General features: G+C 67.8%; 20 protein-coding genes. 13 read left to right on the top strand and 7 right to left on the bottom strand.

The features are described from left to right. Positions 1-18: 18 nt before the first annotated feature. A complete protein-coding gene (locus AB0I91_RS04985; protein WP_498771588.1) occupies positions 19-1,431 on the bottom strand; it encodes a M20/M25/M40 family metallo-hydrolase in 1,413 nt (470 codons plus the stop codon). A 463-nt stretch (positions 1,432-1,894) separates the two neighbouring features. Between AB0I91_RS04985 and pdhA the strand changes: the two genes are divergently transcribed. From pdhA to AB0I91_RS04970, 3 genes are read left to right on the top strand one after another with little or no spacing between them, the layout of a single operon-like run. Further along, entirely contained in the window at positions 1,895-3,088 is a 1,194-nt protein-coding gene (gene pdhA, locus AB0I91_RS04980) for a pyruvate dehydrogenase (acetyl-transferring) E1 component subunit alpha (RefSeq protein WP_498771590.1), read from the top strand. After that, positions 3,088-4,116 carry an alpha-ketoacid dehydrogenase subunit beta gene (locus AB0I91_RS04975; RefSeq protein WP_498771592.1) on the top strand — a complete coding sequence of 343 codons (1,029 nt, stop codon included), beginning with the start codon at positions 3,088-3,090 and terminating at the stop codon, positions 4,114-4,116. Before pdhA ends, AB0I91_RS04975 begins: the two co-directional genes overlap by 1 nt. Positions 4,117-4,126: 10 nt before the next feature. Next, complete coding sequence (locus AB0I91_RS04970) at positions 4,127-5,512, top strand: dihydrolipoamide acetyltransferase family protein (protein ID WP_499635282.1); 1,386 nt, start codon at positions 4,127-4,129, stop codon at positions 5,510-5,512. A gap of 9 nt (positions 5,513-5,521) precedes the next feature. Here the strand turns inward: AB0I91_RS04970 and AB0I91_RS04965 are convergent, their stop codons facing one another. Beyond that, positions 5,522-6,877 carry a pentapeptide repeat-containing protein gene (locus AB0I91_RS04965; RefSeq protein WP_499607802.1) on the bottom strand — a complete coding sequence of 452 codons (1,356 nt, stop codon included), beginning with the start codon at positions 6,875-6,877 and terminating at the stop codon, positions 5,522-5,524. Between the two features lie 73 nt (positions 6,878-6,950). Between AB0I91_RS04965 and AB0I91_RS04960 the strand changes: the two genes are divergently transcribed. Next, positions 6,951-7,856, top strand: coding sequence for a helix-turn-helix domain-containing protein (locus tag AB0I91_RS04960; RefSeq protein ID WP_498771598.1), 906 nt, complete (start codon positions 6,951-6,953; stop codon positions 7,854-7,856). Between the two features lie 179 nt (positions 7,857-8,035). Beyond that, entirely contained in the window at positions 8,036-8,863 is an 828-nt protein-coding gene (locus AB0I91_RS04955; RefSeq protein WP_499635279.1) for a DUF3885 domain-containing protein, read from the top strand. Here AB0I91_RS04955 and AB0I91_RS04950 read toward each other — a convergent pair. The 5 genes from AB0I91_RS04950 to AB0I91_RS04930 all read right to left on the bottom strand — a co-directional run bounded on the left by AB0I91_RS04950 (position 8,761) and on the right by AB0I91_RS04930 (position 13,592). After that, the gene (locus tag AB0I91_RS04950) at positions 8,761-9,075 is read right to left on the bottom strand and encodes a CPCC family cysteine-rich protein (protein WP_499635277.1); all 315 of its coding nucleotides are present in this window, start codon (positions 9,073-9,075) and stop codon (positions 8,761-8,763) included. The two genes, AB0I91_RS04955 and AB0I91_RS04950, sit on opposite strands and share 103 nt — an antisense overlap. A 1,303-nt stretch (positions 9,076-10,378) precedes the next feature. Next, a complete protein-coding gene (locus tag AB0I91_RS04945) occupies positions 10,379-11,497 on the bottom strand; it encodes a serine/threonine-protein kinase (protein WP_499635274.1) in 1,119 nt (372 codons plus the stop codon). Further along, positions 11,494-11,955: a hypothetical protein gene (locus AB0I91_RS04940; RefSeq protein WP_499635271.1), complete on the bottom strand. Its 462-nt coding sequence runs from the start codon at positions 11,953-11,955 to the stop codon at positions 11,494-11,496. Before AB0I91_RS04940 ends, AB0I91_RS04945 begins: the two co-directional genes overlap by 4 nt. Before the next feature lie 93 nt (positions 11,956-12,048). Then, positions 12,049-12,753 carry an HAD family hydrolase gene (locus AB0I91_RS04935; protein WP_499635269.1) on the bottom strand — a complete coding sequence of 235 codons (705 nt, stop codon included), beginning with the start codon at positions 12,751-12,753 and terminating at the stop codon, positions 12,049-12,051. Continuing rightward, positions 12,750-13,592 carry a GntR family transcriptional regulator gene (locus AB0I91_RS04930; protein ID WP_499635266.1) on the bottom strand — a complete coding sequence of 281 codons (843 nt, stop codon included), beginning with the start codon at positions 13,590-13,592 and terminating at the stop codon, positions 12,750-12,752. The genes AB0I91_RS04935 and AB0I91_RS04930 overlap by 4 nt, the downstream gene beginning before the upstream one ends. A gap of 211 nt (positions 13,593-13,803) precedes the next feature. Here AB0I91_RS04930 and AB0I91_RS04925 point away from each other — a divergent pair, with 211 nt between their 5' ends. From AB0I91_RS04925 to AB0I91_RS04890, 8 genes are all read left to right on the top strand, one after another. After that, on the top strand, positions 13,804-14,262 hold the full coding sequence (locus tag AB0I91_RS04925) for a hypothetical protein (protein ID WP_499635263.1): 459 nt from the start codon (positions 13,804-13,806) through the stop codon (positions 14,260-14,262). Position 14,263: 1 nt separating this feature from the next. Then, a complete protein-coding gene (locus AB0I91_RS04920) occupies positions 14,264-14,539 on the top strand; it encodes a hypothetical protein (protein WP_499635260.1) in 276 nt (91 codons plus the stop codon). Then, on the top strand, positions 14,536-14,832 hold the full coding sequence (locus AB0I91_RS04915; protein WP_499635257.1) for an AMED_5909 family protein: 297 nt from the start codon (positions 14,536-14,538) through the stop codon (positions 14,830-14,832). The genes AB0I91_RS04920 and AB0I91_RS04915 overlap by 4 nt, the downstream gene beginning before the upstream one ends. Then, positions 14,829-15,128, top strand: coding sequence for a transcriptional regulator (locus tag AB0I91_RS04910; RefSeq protein WP_498771611.1), 300 nt, complete (start codon positions 14,829-14,831; stop codon positions 15,126-15,128). Before AB0I91_RS04915 ends, AB0I91_RS04910 begins: the two co-directional genes overlap by 4 nt. Positions 15,129-15,770: 642 nt before the next feature. After that, positions 15,771-15,899, top strand: coding sequence for a hypothetical protein (locus tag AB0I91_RS04905; protein WP_499635254.1), 129 nt, complete (start codon positions 15,771-15,773; stop codon positions 15,897-15,899). A gap of 50 nt (positions 15,900-15,949) precedes the next feature. Continuing rightward, complete coding sequence (locus AB0I91_RS04900) at positions 15,950-17,365, top strand: FtsK/SpoIIIE domain-containing protein (RefSeq protein WP_499635251.1); 1,416 nt, start codon at positions 15,950-15,952, stop codon at positions 17,363-17,365. Positions 17,366-17,388: 23 nt separating this feature from the next. Next, on the top strand, positions 17,389-18,969 hold the full coding sequence (locus AB0I91_RS04895) for a replication initiator (protein WP_499635340.1): 1,581 nt from the start codon (positions 17,389-17,391) through the stop codon (positions 18,967-18,969). Positions 18,970-18,990: 21 nt separating this feature from the next. Further along, complete coding sequence (locus tag AB0I91_RS04890; RefSeq protein WP_184926377.1) at positions 18,991-19,185, top strand: helix-turn-helix transcriptional regulator; 195 nt, start codon at positions 18,991-18,993, stop codon at positions 19,183-19,185. Positions 19,186-19,201: the final 16 nt, after the last annotated feature.

The following is a 19,201-nucleotide window of genomic DNA, read 5'->3' as shown; positions in this document are numbered from 1 at the left end:
ACCCGGTCCACCCGCGCGTCAGCGCTTCGCGTGCGCGTCCAGCACCACGGCCACGGCCTCGGTGATCCGGGCCGCGTGCCCGAGGTGCAGCCACTCGTCCGGCACGTGGCAGTTGGAGTCCGGCCCGACCGCGCCCGTGACCAGGAACTGCGCTTGCGGGTACGCCTCGTGCAGCAGCCCCATGAACGGGATCGAGCCGCCGAGCGCCACCGTCCGCCAGGGCGCGTCGAACACCTCCTTGCCGATGCGGTCCAACGTCTCCCGCAGCCACGGCGCGAGCTCGGGCGCGTTCCACCCGTCCGCGGACTCCACCCGGGTCAGCTCCACCACCGCCCCGTACGGCACGTCGGTCGTCAACGCCCGCCGCACCGCCTCGACCGACGCACCGGCGTCGGCCGTCGGCGGCAGCCGGAAGCTCAGCACCAAGGTGGTGAACGGCCGCAGCACGTTGCCCGCGTCGTCCGGCTCGGGCAGCCCGGACGCGCCGGTGACCGACAGCGTCGGCCGCCACCCGGAGTTGAGCGCCAGCTCGACCTCGTCGGCGCCCATCGGCTGCGTCCCCGCCGCCCACGGCACGCTCCCGACCAGCACGCCCGGCGTGCTGGCCACCGCGTCGCGCACCTCGTCCACCCGGTTCTCCGGGATGTCGACGTGCATCTCGCGCACCAGCACCTCGCCGGTCGCGGAGTCCTCCAGCCGGTCGAGGAGCTGCCGGGCGATCCGGAACGACGACGGCACGATCCCGCTCGCCATGCCCGAGTGCAGCCCGCTCTCCAGCACCCGCACCGTCATCGTGACCTGCGCCAACCCGCGCAACGACGTGGTCAGCCACATCCGGTCGTAGTCGTTGCCGCCCGAGTCGAGGCACACCACCAGCGACACGTCGCCGAGCCGCGGCTTGAGGTGCTCGAGGTACGCGGGCAGGTCCGGGCTGCCGGACTCCTCGCCGGTCTCCAGCAGCACGACGCACCGCGAGTGCGTGCCGCCGGAGCGCCGGACGCCCTCGATCGCGGCGATCGCGGCGTAACCGGAGTAGCCGTCGTCCGCCGCGCCGCGGCCGTAGAGCCGCCCGTCGCGCACGACCGGCGTCCACGGGCCGAGGCCCTCGCCCCAGCCGCCGACCGGTGGCTGCTTGTCGAGGTGGCCGTACAGCAGCACGGTGTCGGACGTCGGCGCGGTGCCGGGCACGTCCACCAGCAGCACGGGCGTGCGGTCGGGCAGCTCGACGACCTCGACGGTCGCGCCGGGCAGGTCGCGGTCGGCGAGCCAGGCGCGCACGTGCTCCACCGCGGCGGCCAGGTGGCCGTGCGAGGCCCACTCGGGGTCGAAGGCTGGGGAGATCGCGGGTACCGCGACCAAGGCGGACAGGCTCGGGAGGATGTCGTCGTCCCAGAGCCCGCGAACGGTACGGGTCAGCGCTGAACGGTCCACGCCCCGATCCTGTCACGGCCCGGTCGGCCGGCGACCCCCGGAAACGGGACCCGAGCGGGTTTCGCGTGGTGGAAATGGTCTGTCCGGCCGATGGTCGGTAGTCCATCCAACGCGACCGTGCCGACGTGGGCCGTTGCCGTCGACCCGGCGTGTCCGAAACCCTACGGAAGGTGGTTAACGATCGGTAACCGGGACGCGGCTGTTCGGTAGTCGGACGCTCTACTCGGACTGCCGAAGATTGGCCGTCCAACCGTTACCGCACGTCAGACCGCTGCGCCGGAGGTCACGAACTGGGACGGGGCTCACCATGTCGTGTGACGCCATGTCAGGATGTGGATGAGAACACCGTCAGCGCCGACGGTTGCCCGACCCCCACACCCCGGGGACGACGGCGACTGGCGGTGCAGCCGCGCAGGCTCGCCACAAGCGACCGGGCGGCCTCGTAGACGAGGAGACAAGGCGCATGTCGTCCCCCGAGAAATGGACGCACCCAGGGCCGGATGCCGCGCCGGCCACTGCTGCCAAACCGACAGCGGAACAGGTGATCGCAGGCTTGCGAGCGACAGACGAGGGCGGCGCCGACCTGGTGCAGCTGCTCACCCCCGAGGGCGAGCGCGTCCAGCACCCGGATTTCGACATCGACATCACGGCCGAGGAGCTGCGCGGGCTCTACCGCGACATGGTCCTGGTCCGCCGGGTCGACCGCGAGGCCAACGCGCTGCAGCGCAAGGGCGAGCTGGGCATCTGGGTGCCGCTGCTCGGCCAGGAGGCCGCGCAGATCGGCGCCGGCCGGGCCATGCGCCCGGAGGACATGGCGTTCCCCAGCTACCGCGAGCACGGCATCGCGTGGACGCGCGGCGTCAAGCCGACCGACCTGCTCGGCATCTTCCGGGGCACCGACAACGGCACGTGGGACCCGGTGGCGACCCGGTTCCACCCGTACACGATCGTCATCGGCAACCAGGTGCTCAACGCCACCGGCTACGCCATGGGCCAGAAGTTCGACGGCAAGGTGGGCGACGCCGACGGCGAGGCCACCATCTGCTTCTTCGGCGACGGCGCGACCAGCCAGGGCGACGTGCACGAGGGCTTCGTGTGGGCCGCGGTCTACGACGCGCCGCTGGTGTTCTTCTGCCAGAACAACCAGTGGGCCATCTCCGAGCCGACCGAGCGCCAGTCCCGCCTCCCGCTCTACCAGCGGGCGCGCGGCTACGGCTTCCCCGGCATCCGGGTCGACGGCAACGACGTGCTGGCCACCCTCGCGGTCACCCGCTGGGCGCTGGAGGAGTGCCGCCAGGGCAACGGCCCGATCCTGATCGAGGCGTTCACCTACCGGATGGACGCGCACACCACCTCCGACGACCCCTCGCGCTACCGGCTGTCCGACGAGCTGGAGCTGTGGAAGCTGAAGGACCCGATCGAGCGCGTCAAGGTGCACCTGGTCAAGCAGCAGTGGGCCGACCAGGCGTACTTCGAGTCGGTCGAGGCCGAGGCCGAGCGGATCGCGATCGAGCTGCGCGACTACTGCGTCAACCTGCCCGACCCGCCCGCCGGGCGGATCTTCAGCGAGGTCTACGCCGAGGGCAACCACGTCCTGGAGGCGCAACGCGACGAGTTCCTGGCCTACCACGCCGGGTTCGCGGGAGGTGAGCACTGATGGCCGCTCCGACCATGGACCGCCCCACCGCTGACGCCACGGGCGCGCCCGCGGTGCAGACGCTGACCATCGCGAAGGCGTTGAACAACGGCCTGCGCGCGTCGATGGAGGCCGACCCCAAGGTCATCGTGATGGGCGAGGACGTCGGCAAGCTCGGCGGCGTCTTCCGGATCACCGACGGCCTGCAGAAGGACTTCGGCGAGCAGCGCGTGCTGGACACCCCGCTGGCCGAGTCGGGCATCATCGGCACCGCCGTCGGCCTCGCGATCCGCGGCTACCGGCCGGTGTGCGAGATCCAGTTCGACGGCTTCATCTTCCCCGGCTTCGACCAGATCGTGTCGCAGGTCGCCAAGCTGCACTTCCGCACCCAGGGCCGGCTCAAGGTGCCCATGGTGATCCGGGTGCCGTTCGGCGGCGGCATCGGCGCGGTCGAGCACCACTCCGAGTCGCCCGAGTCGTACTTCGCGCACACCGCCGGCCTCAAGGTCGTCGCGTGCTCGAACCCGGCCGACGCCTACTGGATGATCCAGCAGGCGATCGACTGCGACGACCCGGTGCTGTTCTTCGAGCCCAAGCGGCGCTACTACGAGAAGGGCGAGGTCGACACGACCGCCGCGCCCGGACCGCTGTTCGCCTCGCGCACGCTGCGCACCGGGTCGGACGTCACGCTGGTGACGTACGGGCCGATGGTGCGCACGTCGCTGGAAGCCGCCGCGGCGGCCGAGGAGGAGGGGCGCTCGCTGGAGGTCGTCGACCTGCGCTCGCTCTCGCCGCTGGACCTCGCGCCCGTGTACGAGTCGGTGCGGCGCACCGGCCGGCTGGTCGTGGTGACCGAGGCGCCCAGCGAGTCCTCCATCTCCAGCGAGATCGCGGCCAAGGTGCAGCAGGAGTGCTTCTACTCCCTGCAGGCCCCCGTGCTGCGGGTGACCGGGTTCGACACCCCGTACCCGCCGTCGAAGTTGGAGGAGGAGTTCCTCCCCGACCTCGACCGGGTGCTGCACGCCGTCGACCGCTCGCTGGCCTGGTAGGGGGATAGCTGTGCCGCAGTTCAAGCAGTTCCCCCTGCCCGACACGGCGGAGGGGCTGACCGAGGCCGAGATCCTCACCTGGCACGTCAAGCCGGGTGACGCGGTGAAGGTCAACCAGGTCATCGTCGAGATCGAGACCGCCAAGGCGGCCGTCGAGCTGCCGTGCCCGTGGGACGGCGTGGTGACCGAGTTGCTGGTCGAGGTCGGCCAGACGGTCGAGGTCGGCGTCCCGATCATCACGATCGACGTGGACCCGTCCGGCTCGGCGCCGACCGCCGCGCCGACGCCCGCGTCGGCGTCCACGCCCGCGTCGAACGGCAAGATCGGCGAGGAGATGCCGGGAGGCCGGATCGCCACGCTGGTCGGCTACGGCCCGCGGGCCGGTGCGGCGAAGCGTCGTCCGCGCAAGGACGCGCCGGCTCCCGTCGCCGCGGCTCCCGCAGCTGCTCCTGCTCCCGCGCCTGCTCCGGCTCCGGTTTCCGCTCCCGCGCCCGCCCCGGTGGTCGCGGAACCGGCGACCCCGGGCGGTTACGTGCCGCTGGCCAAGCCGCCGGTGCGCAAGCTGGCCAAGGACCTGGGCGTCGACCTGCGCGCGCTGGCGGGCTCCGGCCCGGGTGGCGTGATCACGCGGGAAGACGTCGAGCAGGCCGTCGCGGGCTCGACCCCGGCCGCCGCCGCGGCGCCGGTCGAGACCGGGTCGCGCGAGCGGCGCGTGCCGATCAAGGGCGTCCGCAAGGCGACCGCGCAGGCGATGGTGGACAGCGCGTTCACCGCGCCGCACGTCACCGAGTTCCTGACCGTCGACGTGACGCCGATGATGGAGCTGCGGGCGCGGCTGAAGAACGCCCCGCAGTTCCGCGACGTCAAGCTCACGCCGCTGGCGTTCGCCGCCAAGGCGGTCGTGCTGGCCGTCCGCCGCACGCCCGACGTCAACGCGACGTGGGACGAGGCGGCGCAGGAGATCGTCTACAAGGACTACGTGCACCTGGGCATCGCCGCCGCGACGCCGCGCGGTCTCGTGGTGCCGAAGGTCCGCGACGCCGACCGCATGTCGCTGCGCGAGCTGGCCGTGTCCCTGGACGCCCTGGCCACGACCGCCCGTGACGGCAAGACGACGCCCGCGGACATGATGGGCGGCACGATCACCATCACCAACGTCGGCGTCTTCGGCGTCGACACGGGCACCCCGATCATCAACCCGGGCGAGTCGGCGATCCTCGCCTTCGGCGCGATCCGGGACATGCCGTGGGTGGTGGACGGCCAGGTCGTCCCGCGCAAGGTGTGCCAGCTGGCGCTCAGCTTCGACCACCGCGTGGTCGACGGCCAGCAGGGCTCGCAGTTCCTGGCCGACGTGGGCGCGCTGCTCGCCGACCCCGGCGTGGCGATGACCTACTGAAGTACCGACCTACCGATCGGCTGAACCGGAAGGGCCGGCGTCCACCGCGGGCGTCGGCCCTTCCGCGTCACCGATCCCTCTCAGCACCTCCGCCACGTGCTCCGGTTCGGTGCCCTCCGCGGTGACCGCGCAGCGGGTGAACCCGGCGTCGAGCAGCTTGACCCGGGTCTGCCGGAAGTGGCTGCCGTCGAACCGGAACGCGCACTCCCGCGCCTCCACTCCACGCAGCCCGATCACCGAGTCGGCCCTGCCCGAGAGCAGGTTCACCATCGACAGGTCCACGGTCGAGCGGCTGAGCTCCGCGCCGTCGAGGGCGATGGTCGCGCTCGTGCCGACGAGCCCGGCGAACGTGAGGGTCGTGCCGCGCAGGGCCGCGCCGGTCAGGTCGACGGTGCCGGCGGTGAGGTCCGTCGCGGAGAAGTCGGCGACCTCGCCGGTGAACTCGGCCTCGCCGAAGTCGAGGGTGGCGGACCGGGCGGAGAGGTCCTCGAACGACGTGACCGCGGCGGTGAACCGCGCCCGGCGGAAGCTGAGCGTGCCCGTGACCCGGCAACGGGCGAAGTCGGTGCGCGCGCCGCGGAAGACGGCGTTGTCGAACTTGAAGGTGCCGACGAACCGGCGTTCCGACAGGTCCAGGTCCTCGAACTCGACGCCGTGGAAGTCCATTTCGACGCCGCCGACGGTCCACGAGTCCTTCCAGGTGTGGTCGAGCAGGGTGTTGATGATCTCCTGGCGCACCTCGCGCTCCGTGCGGTCCTCCTCGGGGTAGGGCGTGCGCAGGTAGCCGCACAGCACGTCCACGCAGGTCTGGCGCTGCTCCGGCCAGTCGTCGGCCAGGCCGACCATCGCGTACACGCCCGCGAGGCGCACCGCGAAGCTCTCGTGGCCGAGCTGCTCGGCGGCCTTGCCGTAGCGCTCGTTGAAGAACTTCGTGCGCTCCCGCTGCTCCTGCCGGGTGGCGATGACGTGCGCGGCTTCCGACACCTGCTGCTTGCGGTACCCGACGGCCAGCGCGACGACCGCGCCCAGCCCGCCGACCACGGCGAGGCCGATCTTGAGCAGGTCGAGCAGCTCGGCGGTGGTGAAGCTGGTGGACGACGGCAGCGCCGGTCGGCCGAGCAGCCGGTAGAGCCCGTACCCGGTGGCCGCGGCCAGCAGCAGGGCCAGCACCAGCCACTTGACCAGCGACCGACCCATCGACCCCTTGACGTCGGCGACCACCTGTTTCTCGCGGAGCACCACCGGTGGCGTCGACGTCGGCGTCGTCCCGCGCGAGGGCCGGGCGAGCCGCAGCACCAGCCACAGGACGATGAGCACGGCGAACGCGACACCGGCGGGCAAGTAGGGGGCGAAGTGGTCGAGCACGAGGTGCAATCGTGCCGGACGAGCGCGTTAATCGGTTGAAGTTCCAGTGACTGGAGAATTCAAGGTGGTCCCCGTGACGCACTACTCGATCGGCGAACTGGCGCGGTTGACCGGGTTGTCCACGCGGACGATCCGGTTCTACTCCGACTCCGGTGTGATCCCCGTCGCGGGGCGCACGGTGGGCGGGTTCCGCACCTACGACGTCGACGGGCTGGCGCGGCTGAAGCTCGTGCGGACCCTGCGTGAACTGGGCGTCGACCTGCCCACCGCGCAACGGGTCCTGGCACGGGAGGTGTCCGTGGCCGAGGTGGCCCGGACGCACGCGGAAGCCATCGACGCGCAGATGCGCACGCTCCGGCTGCGCCGGGCCGTGCTGCGGGTCGTGGCTCGGAACGGGGAGGTGGAGATGGTGCACGAGTTCGCGCGGCTGTCGGCGGAGGAGCGGCAGGCGATCCTGGACGACTTCTTCGACGAGGTGTTCGGCGGGTTCGACATGGACCAGGCGTTCCTGGAGCGCATGCGGTCGGTCCGGGTCGACCTGCCGGACGACCCGTCGCCGGAGCAGTTGGAGGCGTGGATCGAGCTGGTGAACCTGGTGCGCGACCCGGACTTCCGGGCGTCGATCCGGCGGATGTCGCAGCGGCACCAGGAGATGCGGGCGGAGGGCGCCGACCTGGCGCCGTACTCGCCGGCGCAGATGGAGGCGTTCCAGCACGCGTTCGCCCGGGCGCGCGAGGCGGTGGACGCGGGCATCGACCCGCGTTCGCCGGAGGCGGCGGCGATCGTCGCCGAGATCAACGAGAGGTGGGCGTCCGCCCTGGACCTCCCGGTCGGCCCGGAACTGTCCCGCCGGTTGGAGGAGTTCGGCGACCCCAGGGCCGAGCGCTACTGGCAGCTGATCGCCACGGTCAACGGCTGGGAGACCCAGGTCCCCGACACCACGGCCGAACGGGCGTGGCTGGCGGAAGCCGGTCGCTGACGTTCATCTGCGAAGGACCTCGGCCTTGGCCACGCCGAGGTCCTTCACCCCGCGTCCACCGGCGGCCGAAGACGCCCTGGTAGAACTCGGCCGGCACCTCGGCCTCAGGACGATCGAGCCCGACGCACCCGACGAGGCGCCCAAGCCGACCCGGCCGTCGAGGATCACGGAGTGGACCGATGAACGAGCGCCCGTGGGCCGACGCCGCGTGCCAGTGGGTGCAGGAGCACCAGGACCGGTGGCTGAGGCAGGCGATCGTGCCCGCCCTGCACTCCGCCACGACCGGGACGGCGCTGGTCGTCGAGCTGACGGGCCCCGCTTGGCGTGCCAGGACCGAGCTGCGCCCCGACCTCGCCGCGGAGGAAGTGCGCGGGCACCTGGACGACTGGCTGCGGGAATCCGTGCCACCGGTGTCCGACCTGTCGCGCCGGTGGGACCGGCAGTGGGATCGGTGCGGCCCGGAGGCGCACCGGCTCAAGCACGCGTACCCCGAGCGCTGGGTGCGTTTCCACAGCCTGCCGGAGTCGAAGCGGTACCCCGGGACCGAGGACGAGTACGCCATCGCCCCGCACCGCTACAACGCGGTGCTGGACGAGCTGTTCGCCGGCGGAGAGGTCTACGTGATCACCATGCGGTGGCGCGAGGATCCGGAGCCGGGGACCGGTCACTGGACGACGATCTGCGTGGACCCGGACCTGGACTACCCGTCGTACTGGCACTTGTACGCCAAGCGGATCCCGTGGACGAACGGCGCCATCGACACCCTGCTGCGCGAGGTGGCGGACGACGCCGAGGCCAACGTGATGATCACCGACCTGGACCTGCGCCGCATCCACCACCCCTACGACGGCGGCGCGGACGTGCTGCTGCCGACCACCGACGAACGTGACGCGCTGAGGGCCCGTCACCCCGACTGGCTTGGCAGCCAGGAAGGCGGGTACTCGTCGGGCTTCGGCGGTCGGACGTGCTTGAGGTCCGTCGGGTCGGCGGCGCCGACCCGGCCGTAGTTCTCGCGGGCCCGGGTCAGGCTGAGACCTCGGTTCGGGCCTCCTCGTACCTGGTCGGCATCGTGCTCGTCCTGGCCGTCGTCCTCCCAGAAGCAGACGTCGCAGATCTCGTAGCCGCCCCGTTCGCCGAGGGTGAGGAAGCCGCAGCAAGGGCAGGCGTGCGGGCCGGACTCGCCGTCACGGACGACGTTGAAGAACGGCTCTGGGGACATGCCGCACATGGTCACATCTCCGACTGGGTGAAGGCGGCCGAATGAGTGCCACGACTCGCGCGGAGCACGAGCGCGCCCGGAAAGCAGTGGACGGGGTCTTCCGCGTCCCGAAGACCCCGCCTGGACCCAGGCGAACCTGGGACGTCACGTCACTTGATGTACATCCCGGAAATGGCCCTGGCCACCACCAACCGCTGGATCTCCGACGTCCCCTCGAAGATGGTGAAGATTTTGCGCCGGGGTAGCCCTGACCTGCCCACATCACCTGGAATGGTCGCCTGACCTGCGCATACCTGGTCAACGTTCATCGTCGTTGACCAACCCTTCTCGACCTCTCACGGCCTGGAGACGGCCTGCTAGTCAATCACTCACAATGGGCACCACCCCGGCACATCGTCGCCAACTGCGACGCTTCACGTGCCGAGGTGGTGCCCTCCGCTATGCCCGGACACTCCCGTTGGCCGCTGGCGCGGAGCGTCGGCGGGCGTCGATCGCCGTGCCCAGCTCGACCAAGCCGCGTGACCGCGCGATCGTCCCGACCTGTGCCGCTGGAAGCTCGTCGTCCTGGCGTCCGTCGTGGCGCGCCGCCACCCGACCACGTGCACCGACTCCGCGCACGGCCGACGGGCGGAGCGAAGCGGGAGCCCGGCGTGCCGTGATGCGGGGAGTCGGTGCCAACGTGCGTCGCCCCGCACCGTGCGCCGCCGCAGGCGGCGCACGCCTTGATCCCCTAGAGCCAAGTTCGGCAGGACTACTAATGGGTGGTATCGATACGAAGCACCTGCTACGGCCTTGTGACTAAGAGCATGTCGAGGTACCTTCGTACAGATGTTCGAGTCTTGTCGATCAAGCTTGGTACGGGACGGAGGATGGATCGAGGCTGATCTTTATGTAGCTATGTGTAACGATCTTGGGTACGGGCCGATTCTATGTGCAGCAGCCGCCGCATCCGCTCGATAGGACCCGCCATGAGTGTGATGACTATGCAGGAAGTGATAGCGAACCTCGCAGTCCTCGGCCGGTTGGAACGGATGGACGCGCGCGATCATCGACACCTGCATGCCGTTCTAGTTGAACTGGGTAAGGCTGTACCTGCGCACAGCGGCCTACCAGACCTGAAAGGTTGCCCAGATCCCGATGTAGGATTGAGAGTGAATGGCGTTACGCGCGCATTGTGGACGCTATGTGATGATGGTTTTTTCGAAGTAGAAGACCACCTGGATCGAGCGTGTTTTGTGGTCTCGTACCCCACGAACCATGACGGCGACTACCCATCAATAGGTAGGCCTGTCCGTGGCATTTTTCAACGCCTGGCCGCACGGTGGGCAGCAGCCGAGTCGACTTCCTTGAAGAAATTCTTCCATGCAGAAGAATCTGTTGCCTCAATGAGGCGTCGCAACCCTGAGATAACTCGCCAGGTCCCAGATTCACCTGTTCGCCAGCGGGCGACTAGTTCCACCTTGCCGGTGTGAGCGCCCGATACTATTGAGCGGGCAGTCACTTTGTATTGCCGGGTCGCGGTGCCGTATCTATTGCTGCGGGATCCGGTCCAAGTCAAATCTGTAGCTGATGGATCGAATCTCCAGTCCGTGTGTTGAATCCTCTCTAGTTCGCGCTGCACTTCCTGAGCGGAGTTAGGCCGTCGAGTCTCATTCGGGTCAAGCAACCGATCGGCCAACCTGCGGAGTGGCCCGGGCACATGCGGACCGAGTTCTAGAAGTTCTTGCTTAAGCGGTCGCTTTCCCGACTTCAAGCGATCTTCAACGTCGTCTACGTCAATACTGGCGTATGGGAAGCTTCCTTTAAGCATTTCGATCAGTATCAGGCCGACACTGTATAGGTCGCTTTTGATGGTATAGCGTCCGTTGTAGTACTCCGGAGCGCGGTAGAGAAGCGTTCCGCCACGAGCTCCTGCGGTGCCGGATTCGTCCATATACACAGCGCAACCCATATCGGCGAGGTACGCAGACTTCGTATCGTTCGACAAAAGAACGTTTCCAGGCTTTATGTCCCGATGTAGGATCCGTCGATCAACATGCAAATAGTGCAGTGCATCAAGCACTTGACAAGCTATATCGATCGCTTGTCCCAGGCTGAATGGACCGTCCTGTTGTAGCTTCGAATTGAGACTGCCACCCTCGTAGTACGGCATCACAAAAGTGATTGCCTTAAGGTTCTTGCTCTCAGGATCCCATTGTGCGTCGTGAATTCGTGTAATGTGCTTGTGGTGCATTGTATTCAAAAGGCTCGGTTCGTTGGCTGCGGCATCCTCTACTCCGAGCAAACTGACCGTCTTCTGGACTACCTCGCACTCAAACACTTCATGCCAGCATTTGTAGCATACTGATTGGCTGGCCTCTTCTGGCATTGTCTGAATTAGCCTGTAAGTCGGCTTGTCGAGGCGGTCGCCCTTAAGAATCACGATGCCTCCCGACTTCCTGCGAGTGCTGCCAGTGCAGCAAGATCACGCTTATTTGCCCAATGAGGCCCTACCTTAGGATTAATTGCTTCACCGGCTTTTGTTAGTGGACCCCTTTTCTCTAGTTCGAGGATCGACCGGACGCGGCTTCTTGTCAGTCTTTGGAAGTCGACGCCTTTTTCTGTGCAGGCGAGCAAGAACAGGGTCTCCATCGACACCCTGTCGACGAACGATATATATGAAGCCGAGTATGATGGTTCGGCTTGTAGCAAGCGAACCTGGGTAATCTTATGGGTTTCGACGAACTTTTCGGCGTAACCTTTGAATGCGGGAAGTTGACGACCGGGGTCGAGTCCTGCGGGCAGTTGTAGAACGTAAGGCTCAACGTCGATGACCGTGCCATGATCCGCAACCGCCAAGTAGAGGCCGTCTTTGGTTCCGTTGATACCCAGTACGCGCATTGTCTCATCTCGCCCGAGTTGCATCACTGTTACCGCATTCTTCGGTTCACTCGGTGGAAACGTTACACCCTCCCGCGAAGTCTTGACCCTGCGCTACTTAGCTAGCGTGGCTAGCTGAGCCATGTCGTAGATGACCGCGTGAGCGCCAGCTGCGGCAAGCTGTTCGGCTTTGTGACTCTTGTTCGCATAACCGATCGACCTGACCCCTGCGGCCCGGGCTGCTTTGATGTCGGCAACTGAGTCACCTACAAGCACGGCCTGACTGGAGGGTGCATTGAGGGCGGTCAACGCCGTTTCTACGAGATAAGGACTCGGCTTAAGGTTGTCGAAGTTGGCTCCTGTGCGAGCGAAGATACCTTGCACAAAAGTCATCAAAGAATGTGTTTCCATGTAGGCCGAAACGGCTGCCGTTGAATTGTTGCTCACAATAGCGACACAAAGGCCGGTGTCATGCCACTCTTTGATCAATTGCTCGGTTCCTGGGGTAGGTCTCGCGGTAGCAACCGCTTCTAGCTCGAGTGAGCACAACTTCTCTTCGACGATGGCGGAGTGCTTAATGCCAAATGAGCGTGCATGATTAAGGACTTCGAAGGGGTCATCGGTTTCAAGGTGGGCTAGTTCAAAAGGTGACTGGTGATCGGCTATGAGAAACGCTCGCAGCTGATGCGCGACATCTCTAGCGGAAATCCCGTCGAACACGGAGCAAACCGGTCCGTCGAAATCCAGCAATACAATTCCAGAGTGAGCCAAAATCTCGCGCGCAGCAGTCGGGTCGTCAGTTGGCCGATTGCCGGTCATCGCTTGAAGTCCGTGGCGACGGTGGTCCAGAGGCTGTCGAACCAGGTGCGCGCCTGGTCGACGTATTGGCTGCCGGTGCTGGTGTCGTCGTCCGTAACGGAGTGGTGGAAGAGGACGGCGTCCTTGCCCATCAGGTCGTAGATGGCCTGAGGTTGTCCGCCCAGCGACAGGACGTGCTCGCGGACGGGGTAGAAGCCGAAGAAGGCTTCGTTGTTGTTGATCAGGTAGAGCTTGAAGAGTGGTGCGGCTGGGTGGACGCGGACTTCTGCGGTGGCGTCCTTGACCAGGCCCAGTTCGCCCAGCTCGGTCACGTTGTCCACAATGGCGAGGGTATGGCGGCGCATAATCTCGGCGGCGCGTTCGCGGAAGGCCGGGCTGTCGGAGCGGTCCTCGACGGTGCACGGCACCGACCACGGGACGGTGGGGTCCGGGACCAGGATGCGGACGTGGATTGTCTCTGGGGTGAGGCGGCCGATGCGGATCTTGTCCAGTGGCTCCTGGAGGATGCCGTGAAGGGTCTCGCCGGAGAACCCGGCGAAGTCGATCGTCACGCGGTCGGATGTGAACGCCTGCTCTACGTGCGGGCGCAGGCCGACCGGGCGCTCGGTGCGCTCGCGGACGAACACGCCGCTGCCCTGTCGGGAGACGATCAAGCCCTCGTCGCGCAGCTCGCGTAGCGCGCTCTGCACGGTCATCGGTGCGACGTCGTACTTCTTCGCCAGCTCCGCGCGCGACGGCAGCTTGTCGCCCGCCTTGAAGACCTTGGTCAGGATGGCGGCGCGCAGAGCGTTCGCGACCTGCACGTATGGCGGTCGCGGGTCATCCGGGTCGAGTGCCATGACTCCTCGTCTGGTGTCGTCCAGTGCAAAGCGGCGCAAAGCGTCAGTTCGCACATGTTCGCAGCGTCGGTTCACACTTGGCTAGACCGCCTAGAGAGCTAGCTCGATCGGCTGATGTTCACCACTTGCTTGACTTGGCTAGCCAAGCTGTCTTACTCTCGTGACATGGCTAGCCCGCATAGGCAGGCTGGCAAGGTGACGGAGGTGGCTGGTGGCGGTTCCGTATGGCACTCGGTTCGAGGCGACATTCGACCAGGTCTTCCCCCAAGGGGCACTGATGGTCGGTGAGGTCGCGCCGGACATGGAGTACATGAGCACGGAGGACAAGGGGCGCGGTCGGCAGGCCAAGCAGCGCGTGGACGAGCGCACGGGCAAGCGGCAGTGGAAGGTCGTGGTGACCGATCCGTCCGCCGAGAAGGAGCGGGACGCGTCGGTGACGGTGACGATCCTGGCGGACGCACAGCCGGTGCCGCCGCAGGCTGTGCAGGTCATGCCCGGTGTCGAGGTGCGGCCGGTGGCGTTCGAGGGGCTGACGGTTGAGCCGCGGGTGATGGGGGATCGGTACAAGTACCAGGGGTTCACGATCCGGGCCACGGGCATCGTGTCGCCGCAGGTGGGCGCTGCTCCGAAGCGTGCGGAGAAGCCCCAGGGCGAGCAGAAGGCGGCTTGAGGTGGCGCGGCCGTCTCGTGAGGCGGTCGCCCGGTGGAACCTCGCGTACGCGGAGCAGACCGAAGCCCTGTTCGCGGCGTCCGGTTCGGACGGTCGGTTACCGGTGCTTCGGCTGGCTGACAGCTACGCGGCGGTGGCGTGGGCGTGGCGGATCCTGGCCGCTGATCTGGGCGTGCCGTTGTGGGCTCGTCATGCCTGTGCCGTCGCTGCCGAGGAGTTCGATCGTCGGGCGCGGATCGAGCGTGCCCGTGTCAACCCGGACGAGGACGGGACATGAGCAAGGACCAGCGCGTTTCGGAAGACGAGCTGTGGCGCAGGGCGCGAGCTGTCACGACGTTGCAGGGTGCGCATGAGGCACTGGTGAAGGTGATGCCCGCGCCGGCGGCGGATCGGGAGCGGTGGCGTGACTTCTACCTGGGCTCGGCCGATGTGTACGGGCGGGTCGCGGAGATCGACCGTGGGCATCACCACGAGGCGTTGTACTGGGCAAAGCGGGAGCGGGAGAAGGGTGAGGAGATCGCGAAGGCGCTGGCTCCTGGTGCCCTTGGTCATGACGGGAGCGGCGAATGACGGCGGGTCCCAAGCCCAAGGTGATGGGTGCTCCTGGGCCGTCCGGTCGGGGCAGTCAGTACACGGTGCGGCTGCGGGTGGCGGAGTTCCAGCGGGCGGCGCGGCGGTCGGCGTTGACCTCTGACTACGCGTTGGCACCTGCGATGGGTGTCAATCGCTCGACCATCTCGCGGGTGCTGACGGGTGAGCTGCGGCCTGGTGCCGCGTTCATCGCCGGTGCGCTGGCGGCGTTCGCGCCGATCGAGGTGCGGTTCGAGGACTTGTTCGAGGTCGAGTCGAACTGGCCGACGTCATGAGTGGGGAGCGGCCTGACCGGGTGGTGATGGGAGCGCACCTCCGGGAGGGCGTCGCGCGTACGGCCGGGAACGTTGGCTACTCGGCGGGTGCTCTGGCCGAGGTGATGGCCGCATGGGTCGGGCAGCGGCTACGGATCTGGTCGGTCAGGGATCTGTCGGTCGCGTCGGGGCTGAACGTGCGCACTGTCCGCATGGTTGTGCGGGATGTGGTCGCGGCCGGCCACGCGGCTCGGATGTCGGGCGCTGTCTCATCGTCCCCTGGGCCGTACCTGTACCGGCTGACACCGGTGGGCGCGCAGGCATGGAGCGACTTCCGCTCGGACGCTCGTCTGAGGCGGCGACCGGATAGGGCCGAGTCGCTCACGCCTCGTCGGTAGGACGCTGTAGCGCTGCTCGGGAACGCGTGACCGATGCGGTCGCGTGGTGATGGCGCACGCCTTGATGACAACTGAACAGTCTGCGGCTGGTGGGTGCGGTCGCGGGGAGACGGTCCAGGTCTTGGCGGGCTCGGCTGTCTCCCTGCGACTCACCTGACTGGCTTTGCCATGCGTTTTTGTTGACACACAAGGGATTCCAGTCATGTCGAGGGTATCGGTACGCGGGGGACGTACGTCAAGTCGACGCCCCGCCGGTCTATGGAAGTTGCCCAACGGTCGGCGCTGCCAGTCGTGCAAGCGGTTCGGCGTCTACGCCCCGAACCAGCTCGACTGCTGCGCCTGCCTGGGGTGGCTGCCGCTGATCTTCAGCGTCGCTGTGGGCGGTGTGCTGTGAACGGCGGCAAGTGGGTGGACCCGGCTCCGTTCGAGGGTGTGCGGCCTCGGGTGCCGTGGTGGATGTTGGTGCCGGGCAAGGCCAAGTGGATCGCGGCCTTGGTGGCGCTGGTGTGGCTGGTGTTGGTCGGCATCGTGCGCCTGGTGCTCGTTGTCGTGCGCTATCCCGTTGTCACGCTGGTGCCCGCGTCTGGGGCTTGGTGCTGGTGGAGGTTCGGACTCTCACCGCTGGTGCTGGCGCTGTTGTCGCTGGTCGCGGCTCTGGTGCTGTGGGCCGGTCTGGATCGTGGGTCGTTCCTGCGGCACGGCTGGTACCGGCTGGTGACCGAGTGGCGGCGGGCGACGGTCTACGTCCCGAAGTGGCGGTCGGTGATGCGGCTGTCGGACCTGGCCAAGCGTGACCGTGGGCGCGAGTACCGGCCCAAGCTGCGGCGCGTCCGGTCCGAGGGATGGCGGGACCGCGTTCGGGTGCGGATGATCCCGGCCCAGTCACCTGAGGCGTGGGAGCTGCGGCGGGACAACCTGGCGCACTCGTTCGGCGCTCGCTCGTGCCGGGTCCGGGTGCTGCGGCCTCGGCTGCTCGAACTGGACTTCGTTCACGCTGACCCGCTCGTGCGGTCGGTGCCGGTGCCTGCGTTGGAAGGCTCGGCCGATGTCGACTTCAAGCGGGTAGTCGTCGGGCGGACGGAGACGGGCAAGCCGTGGCGGTTGCGACTGCTCGGGTCTCAGCTCCTCGTGGTCGGCGTGCCCGGTGCCGGTAAGGGCTCGGTGTTGTGGTCGATCGTGTGGCAGCTCGCGCCGGCGGTTCGGGCGGGCCTCGTGCGCCTGGTCGGGATCGACCCGAAGGGCGGCATGGAGCTGGGCCAGGTGCCCGATGCCTTCGACCGCTTGGTGTTCGGCAACGGCGTCGAAGCGGTCGAGCTGCTGGAGGAGATCGCCGCTGAGGTGAAGGAGCGGGCGGCGCGGTACCGGGGCATTCGGCGGCTGTGGGCTCGGGACACCGGTGAGCCGTTGACCGTGCTCATCGTGGACGAGCTGGCGGACGTGATCGCCTATCAGACGGACAAGCAGCTCCGGGAGCGTGCGGCGCGAGCTGTGCAGACCATCGCCTCCCAGGGGCGTGCTCCGGGGTACGTGATCGTCGGCCTGGTCCAGGACCCGCGCAAGGAGGTCGTCTCCTTCCGGCACCTGTTCAGCACCCGCGTTGCCCTGCGGCTCGATGAGCCACAGCAGGTGGACATGGTCCTTGGTGATGGTGTCCGCCAGCGAGGGGCGGCGGCTCACGAGATCAGCGAGAACACGCCCGGTGTCGCCTGGGTCAAGCAGGACGGGCAGCGGGAGCCGGACCGGGCTCGGGCCTTCCACGTCACTGACGCTGACCTGGCGACGCTGCGCGACTACTTCCGGCCTGCCGAGGTACGGCCGTTCCCGACCAAGCCGGAGGGTGCCGAGGGGGTGGCGGCGTGACGACTGGTACGCGGGCTGAACGGATGCGCCAGCCGATGGCGCTGGACGTGGCCAAGGCTGCAGCGGAGCAGCACGGCGTGTGCGTGCGGCCGTTCACGATGGAAGTCGAGGACCGGGCAACGTACGAAGTGCGCTACGTCGCGGTGCCGTGCGGCTCCACTGTGGAGAGCGTCTGTGCGCCGTGTGCGAAGAAGGCCAAGGCGTTGCGGATGGCCCAGTGCCGTGAGGGCTGGCACATGGGCGAGGAACCCGACTTCACCCCGACCGCGCCGACTGAGGACCAGAAGGCGCTGTTGACGTTCCGGGCCGACTTGGTCAAGGCGTACCGGGAGGCGGTTGAGGTTGGGGCGGCCGGTGACGCTGACGAGCTGCGGGAAGAGATCCACAGCGTCGACACGGAACTTCGGCAACTCGGCGTGCGGGGTCGCTTCCCCTCCCCTGACGCACCTGGCAAGCGGCCGGTGAAGCGGTCGACCAAGCGGCGGCAGGACGCTCCGAACCTGCCTCGGCGGCGGGTGGAGAAGCGCACGGTGGGTAGGGAGTACGCGGGAGGGTTCCGGCCGTCGATGTTCGTCACGCTCACCCTGGACACCTACGGGCGGGTGCGTGACGACGGCACACCGGTCGACCCGGACACCTACAACTACCGGCGGGCGGCTCGGGACGCGGTGCACTTCGCCTCGCTGGTGGACCGGTGGTGGCAGAACCTGCGGCGGGTCGTCGGGTGGGATGTGCAGTACTTCGCCACGGTCGAGCCGCAGAAGCGAGCGGCGCCGCACCTGCATGCGGCAGTCCGCGGCTCCATCCCGCACGAGACCGTCCGACTCGTCACGGCGGCCACCTACCACCAGGTGTGGTGGCCCAACCATGACGAGCGGATCTATGGCGGTGACCACCTGCCGGTCTGGGACGCGCGGGAGGAAGCGTTCGTCGACCCGGACACACGCAAGCCGCTGACGGCCTGGGCGGACGCGGTCGAGGCCGTGGACGAACCGGCGCACGTGGTGACCTTCGGGCGTCAGGTGCACTCCAAGGGCATCCTCGGCGGCTCGGAAGAGGCCGGACGGCACATCGGCTACCTGACCAAGTACCTCACCAAGTCCATCGGTGAAGTGGTCCAGCAGTCCACCGACCGGCAGCGTCGGCACGCTGACCGACTAGCGGACGAGCTCGCTGTGACGCCCTGCTCCGATCGCTGCCCGGTCTGGCTCCTCTACGGCGTCCAACCGCGCGGCGTCGGCTCCCGGACCACTCCGGGCCACTGCAAGGGGCGGGCACATCGGCGGACCACGCTCGGCCTGCCTGGTCGACGGGTGCTCGTCTCGCGCAAGTGGTCGGGAAAGACGCTGGCTGATCACCGGGCGGACCGGAAGCGGTTCGTCATCGAAGCGCTGAAGGCCGTGGGCATCGAGAAGCCGGAACCCGACACGTCCCAGCTCGTCTGGCACAAGGTCCGGCCCGGCGACCCCAACGTGCCACCTCGGGCGCACCTGCTCATGCACGCCATAGCCCAACGGGTCACGTGGAAGGCCGAGTACGACCGGGCCTTGCTGGCGGCCAGCGGTGCACCGCCCGATCGTTCGGCAGTTCCACAAGCGGCCTGAGACGTGGGGAGGGGGACGGCAATGAGCGGGAACGAGTTCGACCGGCTGTGGGGCGTTGACGATCTCTCAGCCTTCCTCGGCGTGCCGGTGCACACCATTCGTGGCTGGCGCAGCAAGAACTACGGGCCTCCGGCTCGGAAGGTCGGCAAACACCTGCGGTGGGACCCGGCCAAGGTCCGCGAGTGGTTCGAGGGCCTGGACCTCGACGCGGCCTAGAAGTTTCGGCAATTCG

Origin of the sequence: Actinosynnema sp. NPDC049800 (genome assembly GCF_040656635.1) — a bacterium.
Lineage (GTDB): Bacteria > Actinomycetota > Actinomycetes > Mycobacteriales > Pseudonocardiaceae > Actinosynnema.
Note: the sequence above shows the minus strand (reverse complement) of the source record. Positions and strands in the feature narration are given on the sequence as shown.